Here is a 20709-nt window from a genome sequence, read left to right as displayed (position 1 = left end):
GCAACACAGTTCACAGCTGTCACATTGTTAACCTCCCTCGGTGCGTGAGACGCCGGGAACCAGCAGCGGACAGCGCCCGCGTCCGGTGACCCGCCGCGACGCGCTGCGCTACGCCGCCGCAGCGTCCGCGTTGGCCGGGCTCGGTGCCGCGTCGGCAGCCGCGGGCATGCCTGCCGCGTCGGCCGCCGCTCCGACCCTGATCGACTACGCGATGCGCCAGATCCCGGCCCAAGACATCCGGGCCGCCGGCCACGCCGGGGTCATCAACTACGTGTCCACATCCCGGCCCGGCTCCAACTTCGGCGCCAAGCCGATCACCCTGCCCTACGCCAAGTCTCTGACCGCCGCCGGTCTGGTCATCGTCAGCAACTACCAGTACGGCAAGCCGGGTGGGACAGCCCCTTCGGATTTCACGCGCGGATACGCCGGCGGCGTCGCCGACGCACGCACCGCCTGGCAGCTGCACACCGCGGCAGGCGGCGGGCGGAGCGCGCCGATCTACTTCAGCGTCGACGATGACATCGACCGCCACGCGTGGGACACCCTCGCACTGCCGTGGTTCCGCGGGATCAACTCGGTGCTCGGCGTGCAGCGCACCGGCGTGTACGGCGGGATCAACACCTGCCAGTGGGCCGCATCCGACGGTGTCATCGGGCGGTCAGGCACGCCGGGTCGCGTGTGGGCGTGGCAGACCCGGTCCTGGTCGCGCGGTCAGATCTACCCCGCCGCGGTTCTCTATCAGCGGATCATCGACACCGCCTCGAATCCCGGCCCGGTAGTCGGCGGCATCCGCGTCGATGTCAACGACGTGCTGGCCCAGGACTGCGGCCAGTGGAATCTTCATCCGTAGCAAAGCGTCTCGCTCGTCGCTCAGCGGCGTGGTGTCGTCGTGACGTGCACGTGGTCGTAATGCCCGTAACCGGATCCCCGCGGACCGCCCGGCGTGTAGTACGTGCCGCGCCAGATCACGTCCTGTAACCCGAAGCGTGCCGCGTTGGCCATCATGAAGGCGAGGATCTCGTTTCCGAGCGCGATGCCCTCGGGGCTGTCGTGGTTGGGAATCATGATGTCGATCGCCAGTCCGCTCGGATGCCACGGCTTCGAGTCCGGCCGCACTCCGTCGATGTCGGCGATCTGGGGAAACCGTGCGCTGACGGCGCGGGCAGCCAGAATGGTGTTGGGCTGGAGCCCGGCCTCCGACGCGACACCGACCGGCAACGCTTCCGGGAGGTCCGGGACCGCCGCGGGCGGTGGAGCGACGTCGCCGGGGGGGACGCCGGGAATCGCGGCCAGCGGCGGGTCTGCCGGACCGGACGCATTCGGGGCCGGAGGCAGCACTGCCGCGGCATTGTCGATCACCGCCTGCTGGCGCGGTGTCAGCGCCGCGTACTGCGCCTCCGCGGCAAGTATCTGACGTTGCAGGTCAGCCCACTTGGTTTCGAGGTCCGCGCGCACCGCAGCGGACTGCTCGGCCGCGGCGCGAGCTTCGGCGGCCGAGCGGTCCGAGGCCTGGGCAGCGGCGGCCGCGCGCTCACGTGCGGTCTTGAAGGCCGTCATCTGAGCGGCCATCTCGGCGGCCACCGCACGCTCCACCGCCAGCTCGTCGATGAGCTGCTTCGGGGAGGACGCGCCGAGCACGGCCGACACCTGGCCGGTGCGACCACCCATATAGGTCATCGCCGCGACCCGATTCACCGCGGCCTGATAGGGCGCCAGCTTCGCGTTCGCGGCGTCCAGCGCTTCCAGATCGCCGCGGTGCCGCTCTTCGGCCGCGGTCTGGTCCGCCTGTTTGGCGTCTGCGTCGTGTTGCGCGGCGGTGACCGCCTCGCGGCTCTGCACCGCCTGACGCGACAATTCGTTGAGCCGGGACAGCGCGTCTGACGCCGGGTCGGCCGCCACGGCGCCGATCGACACCGCAAGCGCCAGGACCGTCGCCGCGGCACCGTAGGCCGTCCGCCGAACCCAAAGGCGCGCCGCGGTGATTCGGATGATCACGATCCTTCTCTGCAGAGACCGGTGCCGGTCCGGCTGTCGAGTCTTGGTGAGGGTACGAACTGGCACCGACGATGTCCACCCAGCTAACTTGCACCCCGTCCCGCTGTCCGCAGCAGCCTCGGCCCTCACCGTCGCTGCCGGTGGGAATGCCGCGGGCCGGGTTTCGGTTACACGCCGAATCTCGACTTTCCTCCTAGGATGGACATGTCCCACAGGGTGGCGGATCGCGCTGGCCGGAGATACCACGCAGTCAACAACTAACGGACCGAACATGGCATTGAATCGGTGATCGTCGAGGGCTCACCCGATGCGGTCGGGCGGGCGTTCGATGTCTCGGTGCGTGACTACCGGGGTCGGACAGGGCGACTCTTCTATGCGTCACCGCATCAGCCGGCGGTGCCCGAGCACCTGCGCGGCGAGGTGTCGGAAATGGGCCGGATCCTCGGTTACCTCCCGCACCGCATCTCGCGACCCGACCACATCCCGCTCGATGTTCCCGATCGGGGCCTGGCTCCCGACGCCCTGCTGAACACCTACAACGCCGACGATCTGAACCGGGCCGGATTCACCGGTAAGGGCACCACCATCGTGGTCTTCGCCTTCGACGGGTTCCATCAGTCCGACCTCGACACGTTCGCCACCATGTTCGGCTTGCCGCAGTTCACGCCGGAAGTCGTCGGCGGATCCCCCGGCGAGCCGCGAGGCGAGCTGTCGATGGATCTTCAAGTGGCACATGCCATTGCACCCGACGCCCGCAAGGTCGTGGTGAACGCCCGCCCGACCGTCGAGGGCGACGGCGGATATCGCAAGATCGGCGAGATGCTAGAGGACACCGACCGCCGGTTCCCGGGGGCGGTGTGGAGCTTCTCGATCGGCTGGGGCTGCGACAAGCTCATCACCGCCGCCGACCTGGCCCCGGTGCGGTCGGCGCTGCGCATCGCCCAGTCGCACGGCACCACCGCGTTCAACGCCAGCGGTGACCTGGCCGGCATGGAATGCCGTGGCGGACAAGACTGGTCGTCACCGCCGAGCGAACAGGACATCGGCCTCGACTCGATCGCGTCGCTGCCCGAGATGACCAGTGTCGGAGGCACCACCCTGTCCACTGACGCGGACGGGACCTGGGTGTCCGAGCAGACCTGGTTCGACGTGCCGCTGTCCCAGGGCACCGGTGGCGGCGTCTCGGCGCTGTTCGACATGCCGCCCTGGCAGCGTGCGGCCGCGGGCGCGGTACCGGCCGACCGCCGCAGCGGCAAGCGCATGACCCCGGACATCGCTGCCGTCGCCGACCCGTTCACCGGCGTGAGGATCGTGCTCAACGATCAGGTGCTCGTCGGCGGCGGCACCTCACAGTCCGCGCCGATCTGGGCCGGTTTGACCGCCGTCATGAATCAGTATCTGACCGAACACGACGGCTCCCTCATCGGTGACATCAATCCGCTGCTGTACCGCGTCGCCGAGGGCGCTCCACGCCCCGCCTACCGGGACATCACGTTGGGAGGCAACGCCGTCGACAACGCCGGTCCCGGTTACGACCTGGTCACCGGGCTCGGCACCCCGGATATCGACAACCTGGTGCGCAACCTCCAGATCGCCCAAAAGGTGCAGGCCTGATGAGCGCGCCTTCGGCGATGGTGGAGTGTCCGGTCTGCCAGATGGACGTTCCCGCAGGCGAATACTGCGGACTGTGCGGTGTGCCGCTGGCCGAACACCACAAAGGCGACGGTCCCCGCTGGCTGCGTGCACGCGCGTTCAGTGCCGCCCCCGGACAGCGGCTGTTCACGCCGGCGCTGACCAGTTCGCTGTTCCCGCACCTGACACCGCGGTCGCGCACGGTGTTTCTGATGGGTCTCGGCCTGCTCGCCGCCGCACTCGCCGTCGCCACGCTTCTACGGATGCCTGCCGCACTCACCGCGATCGCCTCACTCGGTCTTCCGCTGCTGTTTGTCCTCTATCTCCGGGAATCCGATGTGTTCCGGGATCTTCCGCGCAGCCCACTGGTACTGACGGCGGTCCTGGGAGTCATCTTCGGCGTCGGGTGGGCATTGTTGACGGGCGCGGCGGTCGCCCGCGCCTATGGTGTCCCGCTCGGCGCGGGCATCGCCGGGACGCGAATCCTGCGCGACGGAATCGGGGTGCCGCTGGGCAGCATGCTGCTCATGCTGTTCCCGGCCCTGCTGACCCGCTGGTCGTGGCGCGGCCGCCGAGCAGCGTTGGACGGCTACGTGATCGGCGCGCTGGGCGCTCTGACGTTCACCGCCGCCGCCACCTTGACCCGGTTGGCGCCCCAGGTCACCACCGGAATGATCAACCGCGTGCGGCCGCTGGACGGCCTGCTCGTCGAGGCCGGGATCCGCGGCATCGCGATGCCGCTGACCGCCGCGGCCGTCGGCGGCCTCGTCGGCACCGCACTCTGGTTCACCCGGCCGCCGACCAAGGCCCACCAGCACCGAGGCTTCGTGCGCACGACCCTGATCCTGATCGCGGTCGTGGTGGTCGTCATCTATGCCCTGCTGGGGATGGCCGACGTGGCCCGGCTTCCCCAATTGGCGCAACTGGCAGTGCATTTGATGCTGGCGGCGATGGCGTTGTTCGCACTGCGGATCGGATTGCATCTGGCGCTGCTGCACGAGGCGCACGACGAATCCGACGTCGACGAGCCCATTCTGTGCGTCGAGTGCAACCATGTGGTGCCCGATGCGCCGTTCTGCGCCCGGTGCGGTGCTGCGATGCAGGCGTGCTCACAGCGGTCACGCCGGGCCCGCCGCGAGCATCGTCCCATCCGGCTGGCCGAGGACCCGGCGGCCGGAGAAATCGTCGTCGGATTGTTGCCCGGTTATTCGATCCAGTCCGGCACCTTCACGGCGGACCGGCCGTCGACGTCGTCGTTCCGCACCGTGGCGCTGGCGCTCGGAGTCTCCGTCGTGGTGCTGGCCGGTGGATTGGTCGGGCTGTCGGGCCTTCTTTCGAAACCCGCGCCAGGTATGTCTGTCCACCCGATTGCGGTAGTCCACCGATGAACCGGGCGGTAGAGATCAACCCGCGCTTCACCGCCGCGGACGGGGCGTTCTCGGTGTCGTATCCGTCCGAAGGATCCGCCTACCAGGTGACCACGCACACCGACGGGGTGACCGCGGTGCTGCAAGCCGGTGACGGAGGCACGATGCGGTTGTTCAGCCTTCCCGCTGGTGGGCGCAGCGCGCAGGAGATCGCCGTCGAGTTGGTGAACAAGACCTTTCCGGACACCACGACCGCCTACGAGATCCCGAACACGATGGTCGGCTATCACCGTGGATTCGGGTTCACCGCCGATTTCTGGCCCCAGGGTGCGATGAGCAGTTCGACCAGGATGCGCGTCATCGTGATGGTCGCGGTGAAGAACGATCTGGCGCTGATCGCGGGAGCGGTGGGTCCGTACCGCGCGTTCGGACCCGACTTCGGTTCCGGTAAACCCTCGGCGGCCAACCTCCAACTCGCGCTGGATATGGGCAAGTACGTCAACAGCTTCAGCTGGCGCGGCGACCCGTCCCGCTGAGTTCCCCCGGGGGCGCCGGCGACGTCCAGGCCTTTAGCGGGCGGGAAGACGCGCCGCCCACGATTGGCCCGGGCCCAGGGTCTTCTTGGTGCCCCTCACGCACACCTCGATCGGGTCGGCTGCGCACGGCAACAGCCGCAGCCGCGCATGTTTGTGGGTCAACTCGATGTCCACCGGCTGATCGCGGTAGATGATCTCGAACGACGCCCGGCCGATCTCGTTCGGCAGCATCGGGTTGAGGTGAAGCACGTCGCCCCGTGTCTCCACACCGGCGTAGCAGCGCAGCACTATGTCGGCCGTTCCGGCCATCGCCCCAAGGTGGATCCCTTCGCGAGTCGTTCCGCCCTGAGTGTCCTGCAGGTCTGCCTTGAGGGCTTCGGTGAACAACGACCACGACTGGGCGACGTCGCTTTGGGCCAACGCCCAGCTGTGGGTGACCCTGCTCAGCGTAGAGCCGTGCGTCGTGCGCGCCTCGTAGTACTTCACCGTGCGCTGCACGAGATCTGGATCAAGGGAGTAACCCATCTGGTTGAACAATTCACGCAGTTCTTCGGTGGAGAACAAACAGAACAGCATCACGACATCGGCCTGCTTGGACAACTTGTATCTGTTCGTGGAGTCGCCTTCTGCCTGCAGGATCAGGTCCATCCGCCCGATGTTTCCGTAGCGCTCGCGGTAGCTCTCCCAGTCGAGTTCCTGCAGCGCCTCGTATCCTTCGAACTGACTGATGACGCCTTCGTGGAACGGCACCCGCATCCGTCGGCTCACCCGCTGCCAGTGCTCGCGTTCTCCCGGCCTGATGTCCAGTCGGCGCCACAGCGGGACACAGTCGCAGCCGACCAGCAGGTCGACCGTGTCGACTGCCCGTGCTGATACCCAGGCCGCCAACACATTTGTGTAGGCGTTGTTCCGGACACCCAGGCCCGGGGCATCCGGGTAGCCGTCGTGATACTCGTCGGGTCCCATCACGCCGCTGATGTTGTACCGGTCATCGACCGGATCGTGAACTGCCATGCTGGCGAACAGCCGAGCGACCTCCACGATGAGCTCGGCGCCGTAGTCCTCGAGGAAGCCCTTGTCGCCGGTCGCCTGGTAGTACTGCCACGCGCTGTAGGCCACCGCCAGGCCGACATGACGCTGTCGATGGGAATTGTCCGGCATCCATTGGCCATTACGGAGATTCAACAGCTCGCTCGGCGTCTCGTCGCGGCCGTCGCTGCCCGACTGCCAGGGGAACATCGCGCCATCAAAACCGTTGGTCCACGCCAAATCCCGCGCTGCGGGTAGCCTCCGATATCGGTACAGCAGAAAGCAGCGGGTCAGTGCCGGCCTCCGCATGGTCAGCAACGGATAGACGTAAAGCTCGTCCCAGAAGATGTGTCCGCGATAGCCCTCGCCGTGCAACCCGCGCGCGGGCAGGCCCGCATCGAGATCGGTGTCGGCCGCGACGACCACCTGCAGCACGTGAAAGATGTGCAAGTTGAGTGCCAATGCCTGCTCGAACCCGATCTCCAGGCCGATGCCGAACCGCTGCCAGATGTCCCGCCAAACGGTGCGTTGCCCTTCCAGGAGGTCATCGAACCTTCCCGCGCGTGCGATGCGCTTGTCCACATCCAGTGCTGCGGTGGAGATGGCGCTGTCGCGCGAGGTCGCCACGGCCACGGTCTTCTCGACAGTCACCGGGACGCCGGCCCGGAGGACAATGGTGAACGCATGGCCGGCACGGCTTTCCTCAGCGATCGGCCGCCGGTCTGCAACATTTTCGGCGGGGCCGACGCGATGCCGCGCCGCCACCGCGATGTCGATAACCGATTGGTTGGTCCGCACCTCGAGGCGCACTGTGTTGTCGTTGACGACCGTCGAGCCGACCGATTCGAGATGCTGCGACGTGAGTTGAAGATCGGCAGCGACATTTCGGTTCGCGACTGCGCCATTGATGACGGACTCCACAGTCGCCTCGCCCGACCAGTCCTCGGCCTCAATCGTGACTTCCAAGGCGGCGGTGTGCGTTTCACATAATGAGACGATCTGACGCGATGTGATCTTCGTGGTTCGTCCGTCGTGATCGCGATACCTGTTGACGCGGGTCAGCATTCCGGCACGCAGATCAAGGTCCTGGTGGTGGGAGAGCATTTCAGGAATACCCGGACGCAGCACAGGCCCGTCGGCCGTTTGGACCGTCAGGTATGTCCAGTCAGGCGTGTTCACCAGGTGTTCGGTCTCCATCGTTCGCGTGCCGATGGTGCTGATGACCCGGTTGTAGATCCTGGCGACGTAGGTACCCGGGTAGTGCACGCCGTCGGCGATGGAACCCGGTACCGAGCCGCGCGTCGCCCAGTACCCGTTGCCGAGCGTGCAGAGCGCCTCGCGTGTTCCCTCAAGCAGTGGGTTGAAGTCCTCGTACACGAGGTGCCAAGCATCGGAGCTGGTCCTGTCGGCACCGCCGATCCACTTGCCGGCCTGCCCGCCGTCACGCACCACCGCGTCGAGTTGATCGAGGCTGGTGAGAACGAGATGGGCGCCCGCTGCGGCCAGCTCGGCGCCGTGTCCCACCCGGTCGACTCCCACGACGAGCCCGAAACCACCTGCCACACCTGCCTTCACGCCTGCGATGGCGTCTTCGAGGACGACGGCGTCGGCCGGTTCCACACCAAGGTGATCTACAGCCTCGAGGAACATCGCAGGGTCGGGCTTGCCCCGCAACCCGAGCCGCGCGACGTCGGACCCATCGACGATGGTGGTGAACATGCCAGAAAGGCCGGTGGCGTCGATGACGGCCCGGCCGTTGCGGCTCGCGGTGACGAGCGCGGTGGGAATGCCGCGGTCGAGGAGTTTGGCGAGAAGATCGGCGGCATCGGGGAACACCGTGACCCCGGTGCGGGCGATGGCTTCGGCAAACAGCTGCTGCTTACGTTCAGCGAGCCCGTGAACGGTCATCCGATCCGGGCCGTCGTCCGGGCTGCCCTCCGGCAGTTCGATGCCGCGGGCGGCCAGGAAGGCCCTGACACCGTCCTCGCGTGTGCGGCCGTCAATGTAGGTGAGGTAGTCGCGTACCGGATCGAACGGCGGTTGACCGGGTGTTCCGATCCGGGTCAGCACCTCGTCGAACAGGGCTTTCCATGCCGCGGCGTGAATCTTCGCGGTGTCGGTGACCACGCCGTCCATGTCAAAAACGAACGCGTGGTAACCCGGTTTATCGCGGGGCGTGGTTGCCGCCATATGTGTCGAGTGTATTGACGGCATGCCCGGCCGACTTCGACCCGCCGGGGCAAAAAGCACGGTCTCGGATGCTTCTTGTCTGCCAGGTGCTCACACCGGCTGAGGCACCGCTGCGGCGCCGTAGAAGCGGCCAAGGACCGCATTGTGTAGTGGGCCATTGGTGGCGACGGCGGTCTTGCCGTGTGGTCCGGGCGAACCTTCCAGGTCTGTGAATGTGCCGCCGGCCTCACGCACCAGGACGTCGAGGGCCGCGAACTGCCGGGTGGACGCTTGCGCAGCCAATGCGATGTCGGCGACTCCCTCGGCCACCAGGCAGTACGAGTAGAAATCGCCGTAACCGCGTGCCTGCCAGACGTCGTCGGTCAGGACGATGAAGCGCTCGCGCATGCCGAGAATGCCCCATCCGGCCAGACTGGAGAAGGTCAGATTGGCTGTCCCCAAGTCATCGATCGCCGATACAGCCAGCCGTCGCGTCGGCTCAGTCCACCGCGTTGCGAACGCGCCTTGCCCGGCTGCTGCCCACCACCGCCGACGCAGAGCGGGGGCGGCGACGACACCCACGGTTGGCACGCCGTCGACTATCAGGGCGACAACGGTGGCCCAGAAAGGTACCCCGCGGAGGAAATTCCTCCTGCCGTCGAGCGGCTCGATGACCCAGCGTCGTCCGGCTAACAGCTCTGGGCCGCGGATCGTTTCGTCGAGAATCGCATCTTGCGGTCGCTTCATGGCCAGTCTTCTGCGGAGAGCGACGTCGACGTCGCGGTAAGCATCTGTTAGTGGCTCGTCCTCCAGCCTGGCCTTCGCGTAGAGATCCACGGCCGTAAACCGAGGCATCGTCATCGATTCGGCCTCGTCTGCCAACGACAGCGCGAGAGCCAGGTCATCTGCGGTGTTATTCATGCCGGTCCTCACCATCGAAAGGGCATTTGGGCTGCTTGGATGGCGCCCCAGCCGCTAGAAGCGCCGCCCCTCATCAGGGCGACATGGTGCCCCGCCGAGACGGCGGATACCTCCGTCTGGCGCGGTGAATTTCTGGCGGCGAATCAGCCTCGTGTGCCATGCACAGTGCACGTGCGCCAATTGGTTCGGCAGAATTGCCGCGGAAGGTGGGGTGGTGGGAATCGTTGTGTAGCAGACGTTCACCAGCACATTCGACCTGGCAGGCCGAATTGGGCGTGCGCAGTTGCTGCTGCCGGTGCCATTTCCCCCAGGCCCGCCCAACCTAGCCTGAAGTACCGACACTCCCGCTACGTTGTCCACTGTTCAGGAGCACATCATGACCGCCACATATGCGTTGGCTGCGCGGCTCGTGGCCAAGCCCACCAAGTCGCAAGAGGTTGCGGATTTGCTGTCCGGCGGTCTCGCGGATGTCGAGCAAGAACCGGGCACTACTGCGTGGTTCGCTGTTCGCTTCGGGTTGCTCGAATTCGGTTTGTACATGGTGTTTCCCGATGAGGTCGCCAGGAAGGCTCATCTGACCGGGAAGGTTGCCGCAGCACTCAAAGCCAATGACCATCTCTTCGAGGAAACCCCGGTACTCGAAACAGCCGATGTCCTCGCCGCAAAGCTCCCGGCCGGTGCCCCTCGGCACGAGGACAGCCCGACCGCAACGCACTGAGCCGTTTCCGTGCTTTCGCCCGCCGCCGGAGGGCTGCGGGTCTGCGCGTCAGGTGTGCTGTTTCGCCTTCGCGAACTGGGCCACTATTGCGGCGCAGAAAGCCGGTAGGTCGTTGGGTGATCGACTGGAGACGAACTGACGATCGATCACCACCTCCTCATCGACGACGTCCGCTCCCGCTCGCCGGAGGTCCGTTCGGATGCTCGGCCATGACGTGATCCTCACTCCCTGGATGACGTCCGCTTCGGCGAGAGTCCACGGACCGTGGCAGATCACTCCGATCGGTTTGCCAGTGTTCGCGAATGCCTTGACGAAGCCGACCGCGTCGGCGTTCATTCGCAGTTGGTCAGGGTTGACCGTTCCGCCCGGCATCAGGAGCGCGTCGTAGTCGTCAACGCACACGTCGGCGACAACGCGGTCGACGGGAAAGGTTCCGGCCGACTCCATGTCCGATTGCCGAGCCTGAATCTCGCCGGGATGCAGCGAGATGACCTCGGTCATGGCACCCGCGCCGTGCAACGCCCCGCGGGGTTGCTCGAGTTCGATCCGCTCGACTCCGTCGGCGGCCAATATGCCGACGCGCTGGCCTCGAAGTTCCTGTGTCAACAGATTCTCCCCAGTGCTCGTCGGCCTACGCGGCCTCGACGACGACGGTGCCGTCGTCCGAAATCGTGATGACCACGTCCATGTCATCGGAATCGTCGATGATCGTGAGCAGCTCTATCACGGCATTGCGTAGTTCGGGTGCGTCCATGTTCTGAACGGTTTCACGGTTGTCCGGGTTACCTCCGGGCGCCGCTAAATCTGTGGACTGGTTCTCGGTTTGGGTGTCGGTGGTCTGCTGGTTTTCTGTGCTTTTAGCCATGCGGTCAACGGTATTCACTCGTTCGTCGGCAGTGGTCGACCCAGCAGGTCGATTCTGAGCCCCCGAACTTGTCACGAGGAATCACTTCGGTCCTGACCCTCTGCTAAAAGCAGTGTTTCCCAGGATAATTCGCTGACAGCCTGCCGCACGACTCGCTGACTCGAGGATCGCCAGGCTGCTTATCCTGCCAACGCGTACGAGGTCCCGACCGCATTCGGCACGAACGCGGCGGGCAACGCGGCGGCAAGGCGGTGCTGGGCCTTCCAGCCGGTGCAGTGCGCGGGGACCAGCAGGTCGGGCGCCATGTCGGTGAAGGCGGCGACAGTGGGTTCGATGATGGGTTCGAACGCCGGGCCGGTGAGGTGGAAGCCGCCGAGCAGTGCGTGCAGTCGATCCACGCCGGTCAACCGCATCGCGTGGCGGGCGATGTTCACCGCGCCGGCGTGGCCGCATCCGGTGATGACGACGAGCCCACGTCCGCGGACGTGCACCACCAGCCCTTGCTCGTCGAGGATCAGCGGGTCGGGTTCCCAACGCCCGTCATGCCACGCCTCGTGATTCGGCATGCCGCGCTCGAAGTCGGTGGTGCGGTCGACCTCTCCAGTGATCAGCACCGACTTGTCCAGCAGCAGCGAAGGTTGCCGCCGTTCGATCACCTCGAATCCCTCGGCCTCCAGGGCCGAGCGGCTCAGGGTTGGCATCGTCCAGTGGTCTTGGTCGGGTAGCGCCAGGCGGCGCCGGCTCCACACCAGAGGGTGAACCGTGAGCGGCATCCCGCTTCGTCCGCGCAGCCGGGCCAGGCCGGGAAAGCCGCCGGCGTGGTCGAAGTGGCCGTGGCTGAGCACCAGCACCTCGATCGGGGTCACGTCCAGGCCTAGGCGCTCAATGTTGGTGGCCATGCCTTCCGGGGAGACCCCGGTATCGAACAAGACTGTGTGGGTGGTGTTTCCGCGGCGAGTCGAGACGAGCGCCGAGAATCCGTGCTCAGCGACCAAACCAGGTACTGTGCGACCGTCTACGTATTGCGGAGCCGCAACCTCGGGTACCCGGGTGAACGAGGTGCGGCGGGCGGGTCCGGTATCGCCCATCAGCGCGTCGTAGCTGTTGTCCATCAGGGTGGTGACGATTACCTCATCGACCGGTTCCAAGGCGATCGGGTCCACCGCCGGGCCTTCTGCTCGGCGCGGGCTGGAAGCCGCCACCTCGTCGGCGAGCCCGCTGCCGTTACCGCACATGATTTCAGTGTGCGCTTCGTGAACCTCGACGGGTAGGTGTCAGTACGCGGCGTCTGCCAGTGGGATGAGATGTCGGACCGGCACTGGATCATTCCGCTCGGGCCGACCGAAACACGAGCCCGAACTCGTCGAGTGCGACTACGGTGCTGTCGGTCGCCGCGACGGCGTCCACCCGGATCGCTGCGGCAGGACTACGGCTCTTTACCAACGCATCGATGTCGCGCCAAATGGTCTGGCTGAGTTGTCGTCCCGACCGGCGATCGACCAGCAGGGCTGCACTGACGAACCCGACGGTTTCCGTCAGCCAAGGCACGACTGTGTCTTCATATCCGGCGATCGCCTGGTCGAGGACGGCCGGATCCGTCTGATAGACGGTGTGGCGCACGCCCGCTCCGGCCTCTTCTCGCCCGACCCGAGTCACGCTCGCCCTCCGGAAACGTTCGACCGAGGCGGTGCCGAGCGCGAGGCGGATCGCCTCGTCGCGGACACCGGCCTCTACGCGTTCGCTTTCTCGCATGGCGTCGTGTGAGACCCAGAACGACTCGAGGACCGCGACCGCCAGGTCGGGAGATACCTGAAGCGACATTCCTCTCTCGCCAGGTTCTGACTCGAGGCTCGATCGGCCGTCAGAAGCGAGGTATGCGATTGCGTCGTCAATCCGTTCAGGGTCGGCGGTGATCAGCGTGTACCGAACATGCATCCGTGGCTCCTTCAGTCGTCATGACGACGGGGACTGTGCCGCCATGAGGACGGCAAGCGTTCGTTCGGCTGCCTGCTTGGAGGACGCCGGATTCTGGCCGGTGACAAGGTGCCCGTCCACCACCACGTGCGGACGCCAGGGCGGCCCCTGGTCGAAGTCCGCACCCTCCTCGCGCAGTCGGGTCTCCAAGAGCCACTTCGCACGGTCGGCCAGACCCGCTTGTCGCTCCTCCTCGTTCGTGAAGGCGGTCACCCGTCGGCCGGCGAACAGCCAGGCGCCGTCCACGCGGCGGCCCGCCAGCAATCCGGCCGGCCCGTGGCAGACCGCAGCGACGACACGTCCGGTGGCGAACAGACCGGTCAAAATTCGGCCGAGCGGTCGACAGTCCGGCAGATCTTCCATCGGCCCGTGGCCGCCCGGAATGAAGACGGCGTCGTAGTTGCCGAGGTTGTCGGCGGCGTGCTCCAGCGACATCGGCGCGGCGAGCTCGTGCTCCAGCGATTCCAAGTAGCTGCGAAGCTCGGCGGCACGCTCTTCGCCGCCGGCCCGGTCGGGCGCCAGGCTGACCTGGTCGACGGTCGGCCGGACACCACCGGGGGTGGCGATGTCGACGTCGACCTGCGCGTCGCGGAAGGTGCGATGGGGCTCGACGAATTCTTCGGCCCAGAATCCAGTGGGATGGCGGGTGCCATCAGACAACGTCCAGTGATCGCTGCCGGAGAGCACAATCAGTATTCGAGCCATCGAGTACCTCCTTTGATGATCCGACCGTCTTCGTCGACATGCTGCCTCTGACATTGCCTCGGGTCTTGGACACACAGGTGCGAAAACTGTCGGCTTCGCTAGACCTGAGGGTCCTTTGCGGCGCTCTCGATCTGCCAGAACAGGTGCTCCATCGAGTCTTACTCACCACAGGTTGGTGCGGTGCAACGCAGAAGCGGGCATTCTCCGGTGGAACCGTCGTCTGTGGAACAGACAGTTGGAGATGACCCGATGGATGCTCCGGAGTTTTATCGCGAAGTCGCCGAGCGCACGATGCTCTCGAAGGGAGAGGCAGCCGATCTGACCCGCGCGGTACTTGAGGTCTTGTCGATGCGAGTCAGCGCCGGAGAGGTAAAGCACCTCATCCGAGCGCTCCCCGAGGACCTCGTCAACTCGGTGCGATGGAACAGCAAAGGTCCGGAGCTGTTCGACCTGGATGATCTGATCGTGCGTGTCAGCGGCCGCACCAGACTGACCAAGGCCGAGACCATGACCGGTGTGGAGGCGGTCCTGCTGACGTTGCGGGAGGCGGTTGACCGCAAAGAGTTCAACGACTTCATGTCACAGCTCCCTGTGGACTTCACCAGGCTGCTCACCTCGCCTAATCCGCCATAGCCGGTGTAGCGCCTCCTGCGTTGGCGCAACAGCCTGTCGATGTAGGTTGCGGAAGACCGATGACATGGAGAGGGCGCGGCGCATCAGGTGAACCTGACGATTAATTGATGCATCCTGTGGTTCTAAAGGGTACGCCGTCGACCCCGGCGACACCGATTTACAGTTGGCGACAATAACTTTCGCCCGTGACTATCGCCACGCCGAAGGCACCTGGCCCACTGCGATTGCCTACCTGGCCGCGCTCGCGGACAAGATCAGGCCGGCAGTCTAACGAGGCACCGTCGCCGCACGGACCAGCCGCGTCGGCAGCGTGGGGGTGGCGGGTTGCCATACCCACCGCGACTCGTACGGCCAGGCATAGACCGGCGCGCCGTCCCGAATGAAGCGCAGGAGTTCAGGTTGCTCGAGTTCACTCGCGGACCAGGCGTACAGACGCTGCAGGCGGGGCACGATGACGCCGTAGTCGAGCAGCCGGCTCAGCCGGTTCTCATCAGCGAGATAAACCTTGACCTCTCGATCGGCGGGATAAACCGTCGGCACCACCTTGCTCAGGGACATGAACAGTCCGACAGCACCCAGGCGGGGATCACCGAGAACGCGCGCCACGGAGCTGAGTGGGCCCAACGCCATCTTGGGCGCCGCGGCCAGTGCGTGCGCGAACAGCACCCGCACCAGCGTCACATTGAGGAAGAATCGCTCCGCCTCATTCTCCTGGCGCGCGGACGCTTCGTGGTCGACGTAGGCAGCGACGATGCTCTTGTTGTGTGCCCGGTACCAGTTGCGGCCCGTTGGAGACTGGACGAAGTCCGTCCACGGCGCGATCGTCGGTGACGATGGTGCGCCGCCCGCGCCGCCCGCACCCGCGACCGCCTCACACTGGTCGCGCAGCAACCGTTCGTTGACCGCCCGCCACCACGGGCTGCCGGGCTGGCGGTCCGTCAGCGGATTCAGCACGCCGCGCCGCAACTGCCACGCCATGAACGACACGGCCGCGCGGCGAAACGGCAGGTGTCTCCCGGCTTCGTCGTACGGGCCGCGGTAGGTCCGTTCGAGCAGACGCAAGCGCCCGGCGGGATCGTCGCGGGTCGCCTCGGTGAGGGCAGCTGCCCGAGCCGCCGCGGTGTCCGATCCACCGAAGGGAGACGCGGCTGACGCCCGGGGTCGATCAGCAGCCACGGCGACTCAGGCAACGCTGGTCAGGCTCCGCGCAACGGTATGTCACCTATTCGACGATAACGGTGTGCCGCCCAGCTTGGTCCCGCCTTCCCAGCACCCCTCTGTTCAAATGCACCGGCTATGCGGTGCTGCTCGCGCCGATCGTGGCACGCCGGCCGGGGCGGCGACGACAATGCCCGCGGCGGCGCCTGCCGCTAGCGCTCACCGATGACCACCTCGGGCCTGGGGCTCATCGGTTCTCAGCGGTGGACGTGCCCGTGGCTGCGCTTCGCGCTTACCTGACATACCCGAATCCGTCTGGTACGCAACAGTCGTCGTCCCCACCTCCCTCGCGCCGCGATGCAGGGCGGCAATAGTGCGCAGTCACGCCGAGGCCGGCAACGCGTTCAACCGCCCGGTGATTTCGGAGAGTCTCTGGTGGAGCGTTGTGAACTGTGTGCGCGACGGCTGGGCCATACGATTACTCACCCATGACGTTGTTCTCGGACACAACCCGCGTCGGCCTGACCCGCACCACCATCTGATCGGGTCCGGCATTCAACTTGCCGTAGTACTCGGCGCGCTCCTGGCCGACGTATCGGGCTGCGATGCGGGTCGTCCAGCTGAGCAGTTCCTCTGGATCGTCGTTGGTCGTGGTCCTGCCGTCGACAGCAACAAACGCATACGGGGGCCGTTCGTCATCGACGCACACCGCGACATGGCCGCTGCGCAGCACGCTGCGGCCCTTGACGGACGTCTTGCCGGTGGTGAAGACAAGGTCGTCGTGGTCCAACAGGAACCAGACCGGGACCACGTGCGGACGGCCGTCGCCGCGGGTGGTCGCGACTTTCGCTGTTCTGGTGCCCGCACCCAGGAACCGCCTGTATTCCTCATCGGTTATCTGCGACATCGTCCTTACCTTTCCTGCGGGAGTGGTTTCGGCTCCGGCTCAAAGCATTTCGAGCGACTGTGGTCGCGTCGGCGGCGGGAATGCCCCGTCGATCGTGACCGGGTCGGCCCGAAGAGCTACGGAACGAGATGCCGTCTTCATGGCACTCACCTCACAGCAGCGCGTCAAGCCGCGCTTCGCCCCGCCGGCGCAACATTGCGCCGGCGAACTGGGCCTGGTGGGTTCAAACCAATGAGGGGGCGATCGCCACCGTCGGCCCCGTCATGCTGCGCAGGAAGGGGTTTGCGGTCACTACGTTTCGGGTGACTTCGTCGGCAACGATCGGCCGCCGGGTGGCACTGCCAGTAGCGCGTCACAGGTGATGGGCAGGTCGCGCACCCGCAGGCCGGTGGCGTGGTAGATCGCGTTGGCCACCGCTGCAGGCGCGCCGACGATGCCGATCTCGCCCCCGCCGCGCGACCCCATCGGGTTGGAGTGCGCGTCGACGCTGTCGAGCCAGATGGCGTCGATGTCGGGGATGTCGGCGTGCGCGCTGATGTGATAAGTGGCCAGATCCTGGGTGACGACGTGGCCGAAGCGGTGGTCGAGCACGCTTTCTTCGTGCAGCGCCATCGACAGGCCCATGGTCATGCCGCCGATCAGCTGTGAGCGCAGCGTCGTCGGATTGATCACCCGACCGATCGAGAAGACACCGAGCATGCGAGCCACCCGGATCTCGCCGGTGACGCGGTTGACCCGCGCCTCGGCGAACTGCGCTCCGAACGAATACATTCCGTAGTTCTGGGCCTCCTCGCTCGTCGGCGCCTCGACCGTGGTGCTGGTGCCGACGGCCGGCTGTTCGCCGTGTTCCCGCCGAAATCGCTGCGCGGCGGCGACGACGGCGCCACCCCACGAGCTGATGCCCGCCGAGTCACCGGCCACCGAAGCGTTCGGGAATGCCGTGTCCCCGATCTGCAGCTCGATAGCTGTCGTCTCGCAGCCGAGCGCGTCGGCGGCGATCTGGGTCAGCGCGGTCCAGGTTCCGGTGCCGATGTCGACCGCCCCGATCTGCACCGCGTAGCGGTCAGGTGCGACGGTCTCGATGCGGGCGGCGTTGCCGGGCGAAGTTTTTGCCGGATATACCGCCGAGGCGACACCGGTGCCGACCAACCATTCGCCGTCGCTGCGGATTCCGGGTGTGGGATCGCGCGGTGCCCAGCCGAAGCGCTCGGCGCCGGTGTGAAGGCATTCGACGAGACGGCGGTCCGACCACGGGTGGCCGGTCTCGGGGTCGACATCGGGCTCGTTGCGGCGGCGCAGCTCGATGGGGTCGATGCCGGAGGCGACGGCGAGCTCGTCCATCGCAACCTCGAGGGCGTACATGCCGGCGCACACGCCGGGTGCCCGCATCCAGAATGGGACGGCCACGTCGAGCGGCACGAGCCGATGTGAGGTCTTGCGGTTGGGGCCGGCATACATCATCCGCGTCGCCGTCGCGGTCTGCTCGGCGTATTCCTTTACCCGCGAACTCTGTTCGACGACATCGTGGCTGACAGCGGTCAGCGTTCCATCACGCCGGGTACCGAGGCGGATGTGCTGGATGGTCGGGGTTCGGTAGCCGACGAACGCGAACATCTGCTGGCGGGTGACGGCCAACTTCACCGGTCGCCCTTCGGCGCGTTGTGCGGCCATGACGGCGAGGACGTTGTGCGAATGCGGTGCGCCCTTCGATCCGAAGCCGCCACCGACGTTCTTCGCCACGACACGCACCTGCTCTTGGTCGAGACCGAACGTCGTCGCGATCTGCTTCCGGCAGGCGTGCACACCCTGAGTGGAGTCGTACAGCGTCAGCTGTGGCCGGTCGCCGTCGCTATCCCAAATCGCGATGCTGGCATGGGGTTCCATCGGGCTGTTGTGCTCGAGCGGCGTGGTGTACGTCTGATCGACAGTGACCGGCGCGTTGCGCAGCGCGGCCTCGCTATCGCCGTCGGAGGTGTCGGTGGAGAACGACTTGACCTTCTCGGGCGCGTACAACTCCGGGTGGTCGGAGCGCAGTTCGGTGTCGTGAGCATCGGCGTCGTAGCGCACCCGCACCAGACTGGCAGCGTGACGGGCGTTTTCAGCGCTTTCCGCGATGACGCCGCCGATGATCTGGCCGTGGTAGTGCACCTGGTCGTCCTGCAGGATGGTCAGGTCGCCGTCAGAGGTATCAGCCAGGCGAGGCGCGTCGAACACTGTCAGCACGGCCGCGACACCGTCTACGGCGTCGGCCTCGGTGGTGTCCATCGCCGTGATGCGTCCTCTGGCGATCGTGGCCTGCACAGGATGGAGGTACAGCGGGTCTTTCACGCGGTACTCGAACGCGTATGGGGCGGTGCCGGTGACCTTGGCCCGCCCGTCGAGCCGGGTCAGCGCGGTGCCGATGGCGCGAGGCTCAATGCCGGTCACCGTTGCCTTCCTTCGGCCAGGGCGGTCAACGTGGCCACCATCGTGCGCCCGGTCAGTTCGGCCTCGAACTCGTTCCGGGGCAACGATTCTGCAGGTTCTAGCTCGGCATCCTCCCCGTGACGGAAAGGCTCCTCGGTGGCGGAGGCGCCGACGAGGGCCTCCTCCGCACGATATGCCCGCCACGGCTTGTGGGCCACGGTGCCACGGGCGATGCGCGCCGAGGCGACATTGCCGTCATGGACGACCGGTTCGCCAGCCACCGAGATCAGTGCGAACGCAAAGCAGGCGCGGTCGCGGACCTTGCGGTACATCGAGCGGGCAGCGTCGGGCGGCGGGGGAATCTCGATCGCGGTGATGAGGGCGCCGGGCGGCAGCACGGGGTAGCGCCCGCGAACCCCAGGATCAGCGGCGAGGTCGCTGTTGCGGACGTCGGCGCCGACGCGCAGGCCTCTGTCGGGCAGCTGTTCGATATCGGTGAGCGGCAGGTGGCCGACGTCGACCATCAGTGCGGGTTCGACGATGCCGAGCTTCAGATGGTCAACGAGGTTGGTGCCGCCGGCGAGGTACATCGCGTCAGGGCGGTTGGCCACGGTGGTGACGACGTCGGCGACGCTGGTGGCGCGGTGGTCGTCGACGGGGATCATCGGGCGGCTTCGTGAATCGCGGCGACGATATTGGGATAGGCCACGCAACGGCAGAGATTACCGCTCATGCGCTCGCTGGTCTCATCGTCGGTGAGCTCGGCGGACTGTTCGATGTCATCGGTGACGTGGCTGGGGCCAGCCTTGACTTCGTCGAGCATGCCGACCGCCGAGCAAATCTGGCCGGGTGTGCAGTAGCCGCATTGGAAGCCGTCATGCTCGCGCAACAGGGCGAGCAGGGTGACGCGGTTGTCGACGCGGGCCGAACGCTCGACGCCGTCGACGTGCACGGTGATGTCGGTGAAGTGGGCTGACCCCATCGGGCGTGCCTACCCGCGCGCCGCGCTCTCAAACCACAGCATTCTCGTTGATGTTGAACTGGCGACCTTACCCGCGCTCGGATCGATTTCGGACGCTGGTGGAGTCACGCACGACGGATCACCTGAGTGGACGGCCTGACGTCGGGCGAGCAACGGCAGCTGCTGTATTAGCAAGTCGGGCCATGGGATTCGCGTTCGATCATCCTGCGAGGACCAGTATGGGGTGGTGGATTCGCCCCGCTGGGCCCAGGAGCCGGACGTCCCGGATGCCGCCATCGAGCAACCCACCGATGTGATCGTTCGGATAACCACTACCCACCTTTTGCGGATCTGATCTGCACATGTATGAGGGCCGAGCCGCGATGGAAACCGGCAGGGCGCCCGGGCACGGCCATCATCCTGTGCTTCGCCGTGGCAGCCGTATCAGCAGTTGGATCCTCCATCGGCACCCTGGGTATCGTGCTGCCGCTGGCGGCACCGCTGCTCGCCAGGGGCGATCTCGGGCTGATCGGATTTGTTGCAGCACTGTCTTTCTGCGCGGTCATTGTCGATATGAGCCCGCTATCCAGCAATGGAGGGCTGGTGTGTTGACCGTCTCTCGGGATGACGATCACGGGGTATGTGGACGTCATTGAGCGTGCTGATGTGGCCTGTGCCGCCGTTGTCGAATTGATCTTGTTCGTGTGCACCGTCAGTGTGACGAGGAACTGAT

General features: G+C 66.2%; 17 protein-coding genes and 3 pseudogenes. 7 read left to right on the top strand and 13 right to left on the bottom strand.

All coding sequences use genetic code 11. From position 1 onward, the window contains the following. The first annotated feature begins 40 nt into the window (after nt 1-40). Nucleotides 41-850, top strand: coding sequence for a DUF1906 domain-containing protein (locus tag ACXMYJ_RS15880; protein WP_260756054.1), 810 nt, complete (start codon nt 41-43; stop codon nt 848-850). 20 nt (nt 851-870) lie between these two features. On the opposite strand, the gene ACXMYJ_RS15875 is transcribed toward ACXMYJ_RS15880, so the two are convergent. Continuing rightward, nucleotides 871-1983: a coiled-coil domain-containing protein gene (locus tag ACXMYJ_RS15875; RefSeq protein ID WP_396885358.1), complete on the bottom strand. Its 1113-nt coding sequence runs from the start codon at nt 1981-1983 to the stop codon at nt 871-873. Nucleotides 1984-2277: 294 nt separating this feature from the next. Between ACXMYJ_RS15875 and ACXMYJ_RS15870 the strand changes: the two are divergent. The 3 genes and pseudogenes from ACXMYJ_RS15870 to ACXMYJ_RS15860 all read left to right on the top strand — a co-directional run. After that, a pseudogene (locus tag ACXMYJ_RS15870) lies at nt 2278-3609 on the top strand (S53 family peptidase); the annotation flags it as partial. Further along, the gene (locus ACXMYJ_RS15865; protein WP_460357537.1) at nt 3609-5015 is read left to right on the top strand and encodes a zinc ribbon domain-containing protein; all 1407 of its coding nucleotides are present in this window, start codon (nt 3609-3611) and stop codon (nt 5013-5015) included. The pseudogene ACXMYJ_RS15870 and the gene ACXMYJ_RS15865, both read left to right, overlap by 1 nt. Further along, the gene (locus ACXMYJ_RS15860) at nt 5012-5530 is read left to right on the top strand and encodes a hypothetical protein (protein WP_460357534.1); all 519 of its coding nucleotides are present in this window, start codon (nt 5012-5014) and stop codon (nt 5528-5530) included. The genes ACXMYJ_RS15865 and ACXMYJ_RS15860 overlap by 4 nt, the downstream gene beginning before the upstream one ends. Before the next feature lie 33 nt (nt 5531-5563). Here ACXMYJ_RS15860 and ACXMYJ_RS15855 read toward each other — a convergent pair whose 3' ends face one another. Continuing rightward, nucleotides 5564-8749 (bottom strand): beta-phosphoglucomutase family hydrolase, encoded by a 3186-nt coding sequence (locus ACXMYJ_RS15855; protein ID WP_460357532.1) that lies wholly within the window; start codon nt 8747-8749, stop codon nt 5564-5566. A gap of 90 nt (nt 8750-8839) precedes the next feature. Beyond that, nucleotides 8840-9649, bottom strand: a complete 810-nt coding sequence (locus tag ACXMYJ_RS15850; protein ID WP_443188263.1) for an inositol monophosphatase family protein — start codon at nt 9647-9649, stop codon at nt 8840-8842. A 376-nt stretch (nt 9650-10025) separates the two neighbouring features. Here ACXMYJ_RS15850 and ACXMYJ_RS15845 point away from each other — a divergent pair, with 376 nt between their 5' ends. Then, on the top strand, nt 10026-10367 hold the full coding sequence (locus ACXMYJ_RS15845) for a putative quinol monooxygenase (RefSeq protein ID WP_443188262.1): 342 nt from the start codon (nt 10026-10028) through the stop codon (nt 10365-10367). Nucleotides 10368-10415: 48 nt separating this feature from the next. On the opposite strand, the gene ACXMYJ_RS15840 is transcribed toward ACXMYJ_RS15845, so the two are convergent. The 5 genes from ACXMYJ_RS15840 to ACXMYJ_RS15820 all read right to left on the bottom strand — a co-directional run bounded on the left by ACXMYJ_RS15840 (nt 10416) and on the right by ACXMYJ_RS15820 (nt 13911). Then, nucleotides 10416-10973, bottom strand: a complete 558-nt coding sequence (locus ACXMYJ_RS15840; RefSeq protein ID WP_460357530.1) for a type 1 glutamine amidotransferase domain-containing protein — start codon at nt 10971-10973, stop codon at nt 10416-10418. Nucleotides 10974-10998: 25 nt separating this feature from the next. Beyond that, nucleotides 10999-11232, bottom strand: coding sequence for a hypothetical protein (locus ACXMYJ_RS15835; RefSeq protein WP_443188260.1), 234 nt, complete (start codon nt 11230-11232; stop codon nt 10999-11001). Between the two features lie 179 nt (nt 11233-11411). Then, a complete protein-coding gene (locus ACXMYJ_RS15830) occupies nt 11412-12467 on the bottom strand; it encodes an MBL fold metallo-hydrolase (RefSeq protein ID WP_460357528.1) in 1056 nt (351 codons plus the stop codon). Between the two features lie 88 nt (nt 12468-12555). Next, nucleotides 12556-13167, bottom strand: coding sequence for a hypothetical protein (locus ACXMYJ_RS15825; RefSeq protein ID WP_460357525.1), 612 nt, complete (start codon nt 13165-13167; stop codon nt 12556-12558). 18 nt (nt 13168-13185) lie between these two features. After that, entirely contained in the window at nt 13186-13911 is a 726-nt protein-coding gene (locus ACXMYJ_RS15820) for a type 1 glutamine amidotransferase domain-containing protein (protein ID WP_260756063.1), read from the bottom strand. Between the two features lie 249 nt (nt 13912-14160). Here ACXMYJ_RS15820 and ACXMYJ_RS15815 point away from each other — a divergent pair, with 249 nt between their 5' ends. After that, nucleotides 14161-14544 carry a DUF2267 domain-containing protein gene (locus ACXMYJ_RS15815; RefSeq protein ID WP_460357522.1) on the top strand — a complete coding sequence of 128 codons (384 nt, stop codon included), beginning with the start codon at nt 14161-14163 and terminating at the stop codon, nt 14542-14544. 267 nt (nt 14545-14811) lie between these two features. Here the strand turns inward: ACXMYJ_RS15815 and ACXMYJ_RS15810 are convergent, their stop codons facing one another. The 5 genes and pseudogenes from ACXMYJ_RS15810 to ACXMYJ_RS15790 all read right to left on the bottom strand — a co-directional run. Then, nucleotides 14812-15720, bottom strand: a complete 909-nt coding sequence (locus ACXMYJ_RS15810) for a hypothetical protein (RefSeq protein ID WP_460357520.1) — start codon at nt 15718-15720, stop codon at nt 14812-14814. 460 nt (nt 15721-16180) lie between these two features. Continuing rightward, nucleotides 16181-16609, bottom strand: a complete 429-nt coding sequence (locus ACXMYJ_RS15805) for a PPOX class F420-dependent oxidoreductase (protein ID WP_460357518.1) — start codon at nt 16607-16609, stop codon at nt 16181-16183. 291 nt (nt 16610-16900) lie between these two features. Beyond that, nucleotides 16901-19036: a xanthine dehydrogenase family protein molybdopterin-binding subunit gene (locus ACXMYJ_RS15800; protein ID WP_460357516.1), complete on the bottom strand. Its 2136-nt coding sequence runs from the start codon at nt 19034-19036 to the stop codon at nt 16901-16903. Next, the gene (locus tag ACXMYJ_RS15795; protein WP_460357513.1) at nt 19033-19680 is read right to left on the bottom strand and encodes an FAD binding domain-containing protein; all 648 of its coding nucleotides are present in this window, start codon (nt 19678-19680) and stop codon (nt 19033-19035) included. Before ACXMYJ_RS15795 ends, ACXMYJ_RS15800 begins: the two co-directional genes overlap by 4 nt. Beyond that, a pseudogene (locus ACXMYJ_RS15790) lies at nt 19677-19898 on the bottom strand (2Fe-2S iron-sulfur cluster-binding protein); the annotation flags it as partial. The pseudogene ACXMYJ_RS15790 and the gene ACXMYJ_RS15795, both read right to left, overlap by 4 nt. 486 nt (nt 19899-20384) lie before the next feature. On the opposite strand from ACXMYJ_RS15790, the pseudogene ACXMYJ_RS15785 reads away from it, so the two are divergent. After that, a pseudogene (locus ACXMYJ_RS15785) lies at nt 20385-20582 on the top strand (SLC13 family permease); the annotation flags it as partial. Nucleotides 20583-20709: the final 127 nt, after the last annotated feature.

Source organism: Mycobacterium sp. ZZG (genome assembly GCF_054786995.1).
The sequence above is the reverse complement of the archived record's forward strand: the minus strand, read 5'-3'. Positions and strand labels throughout refer to the sequence as shown.

Bases quoted from the DNA above. Each gene is read 5' to 3' on its own strand.
- ACXMYJ_RS15865 (WP_460357537.1), top strand. From the start codon at position 3,609: ATGAGCGCGCCTTCGGCGATGGTGGAGTGTCCGGTCTGCCAGATGGAC.
- ACXMYJ_RS15860 (WP_460357534.1), top strand. From the start codon at position 5,012: ATGAACCGGGCGGTAGAGATCAACCCGCGCTTCACCGCCGCGGACGGG.
- ACXMYJ_RS15855 (WP_460357532.1), bottom strand. From the start codon at position 8,749: ATGGCGGCAACCACGCCCCGCGATAAACCGGGTTACCACGCGTTCGTT.
- ACXMYJ_RS15850 (WP_443188263.1), bottom strand. From the start codon at position 9,649: ATGAATAACACCGCAGATGACCTGGCTCTCGCGCTGTCGTTGGCAGAC.
- ACXMYJ_RS15845 (WP_443188262.1), top strand. From the start codon at position 10,026: ATGACCGCCACATATGCGTTGGCTGCGCGGCTCGTGGCCAAGCCCACC.
- ACXMYJ_RS15835 (WP_443188260.1), bottom strand. From the start codon at position 11,232: ATGGCTAAAAGCACAGAAAACCAGCAGACCACCGACACCCAAACCGAG.
- ACXMYJ_RS15830 (WP_460357528.1), bottom strand. From the start codon at position 12,467: ATGTGCGGTAACGGCAGCGGGCTCGCCGACGAGGTGGCGGCTTCCAGC.
- ACXMYJ_RS15825 (WP_460357525.1), bottom strand. From the start codon at position 13,167: ATGCATGTTCGGTACACGCTGATCACCGCCGACCCTGAACGGATTGAC.
- ACXMYJ_RS15820 (WP_260756063.1), bottom strand. From the start codon at position 13,911: ATGGCTCGAATACTGATTGTGCTCTCCGGCAGCGATCACTGGACGTTG.
- ACXMYJ_RS15815 (WP_460357522.1), top strand. From the start codon at position 14,161: ATGGATGCTCCGGAGTTTTATCGCGAAGTCGCCGAGCGCACGATGCTC.
- ACXMYJ_RS15805 (WP_460357518.1), bottom strand. From the start codon at position 16,609: ATGTCGCAGATAACCGATGAGGAATACAGGCGGTTCCTGGGTGCGGGC.
- ACXMYJ_RS15795 (WP_460357513.1), bottom strand. From the start codon at position 19,680: ATGATCCCCGTCGACGACCACCGCGCCACCAGCGTCGCCGACGTCGTC.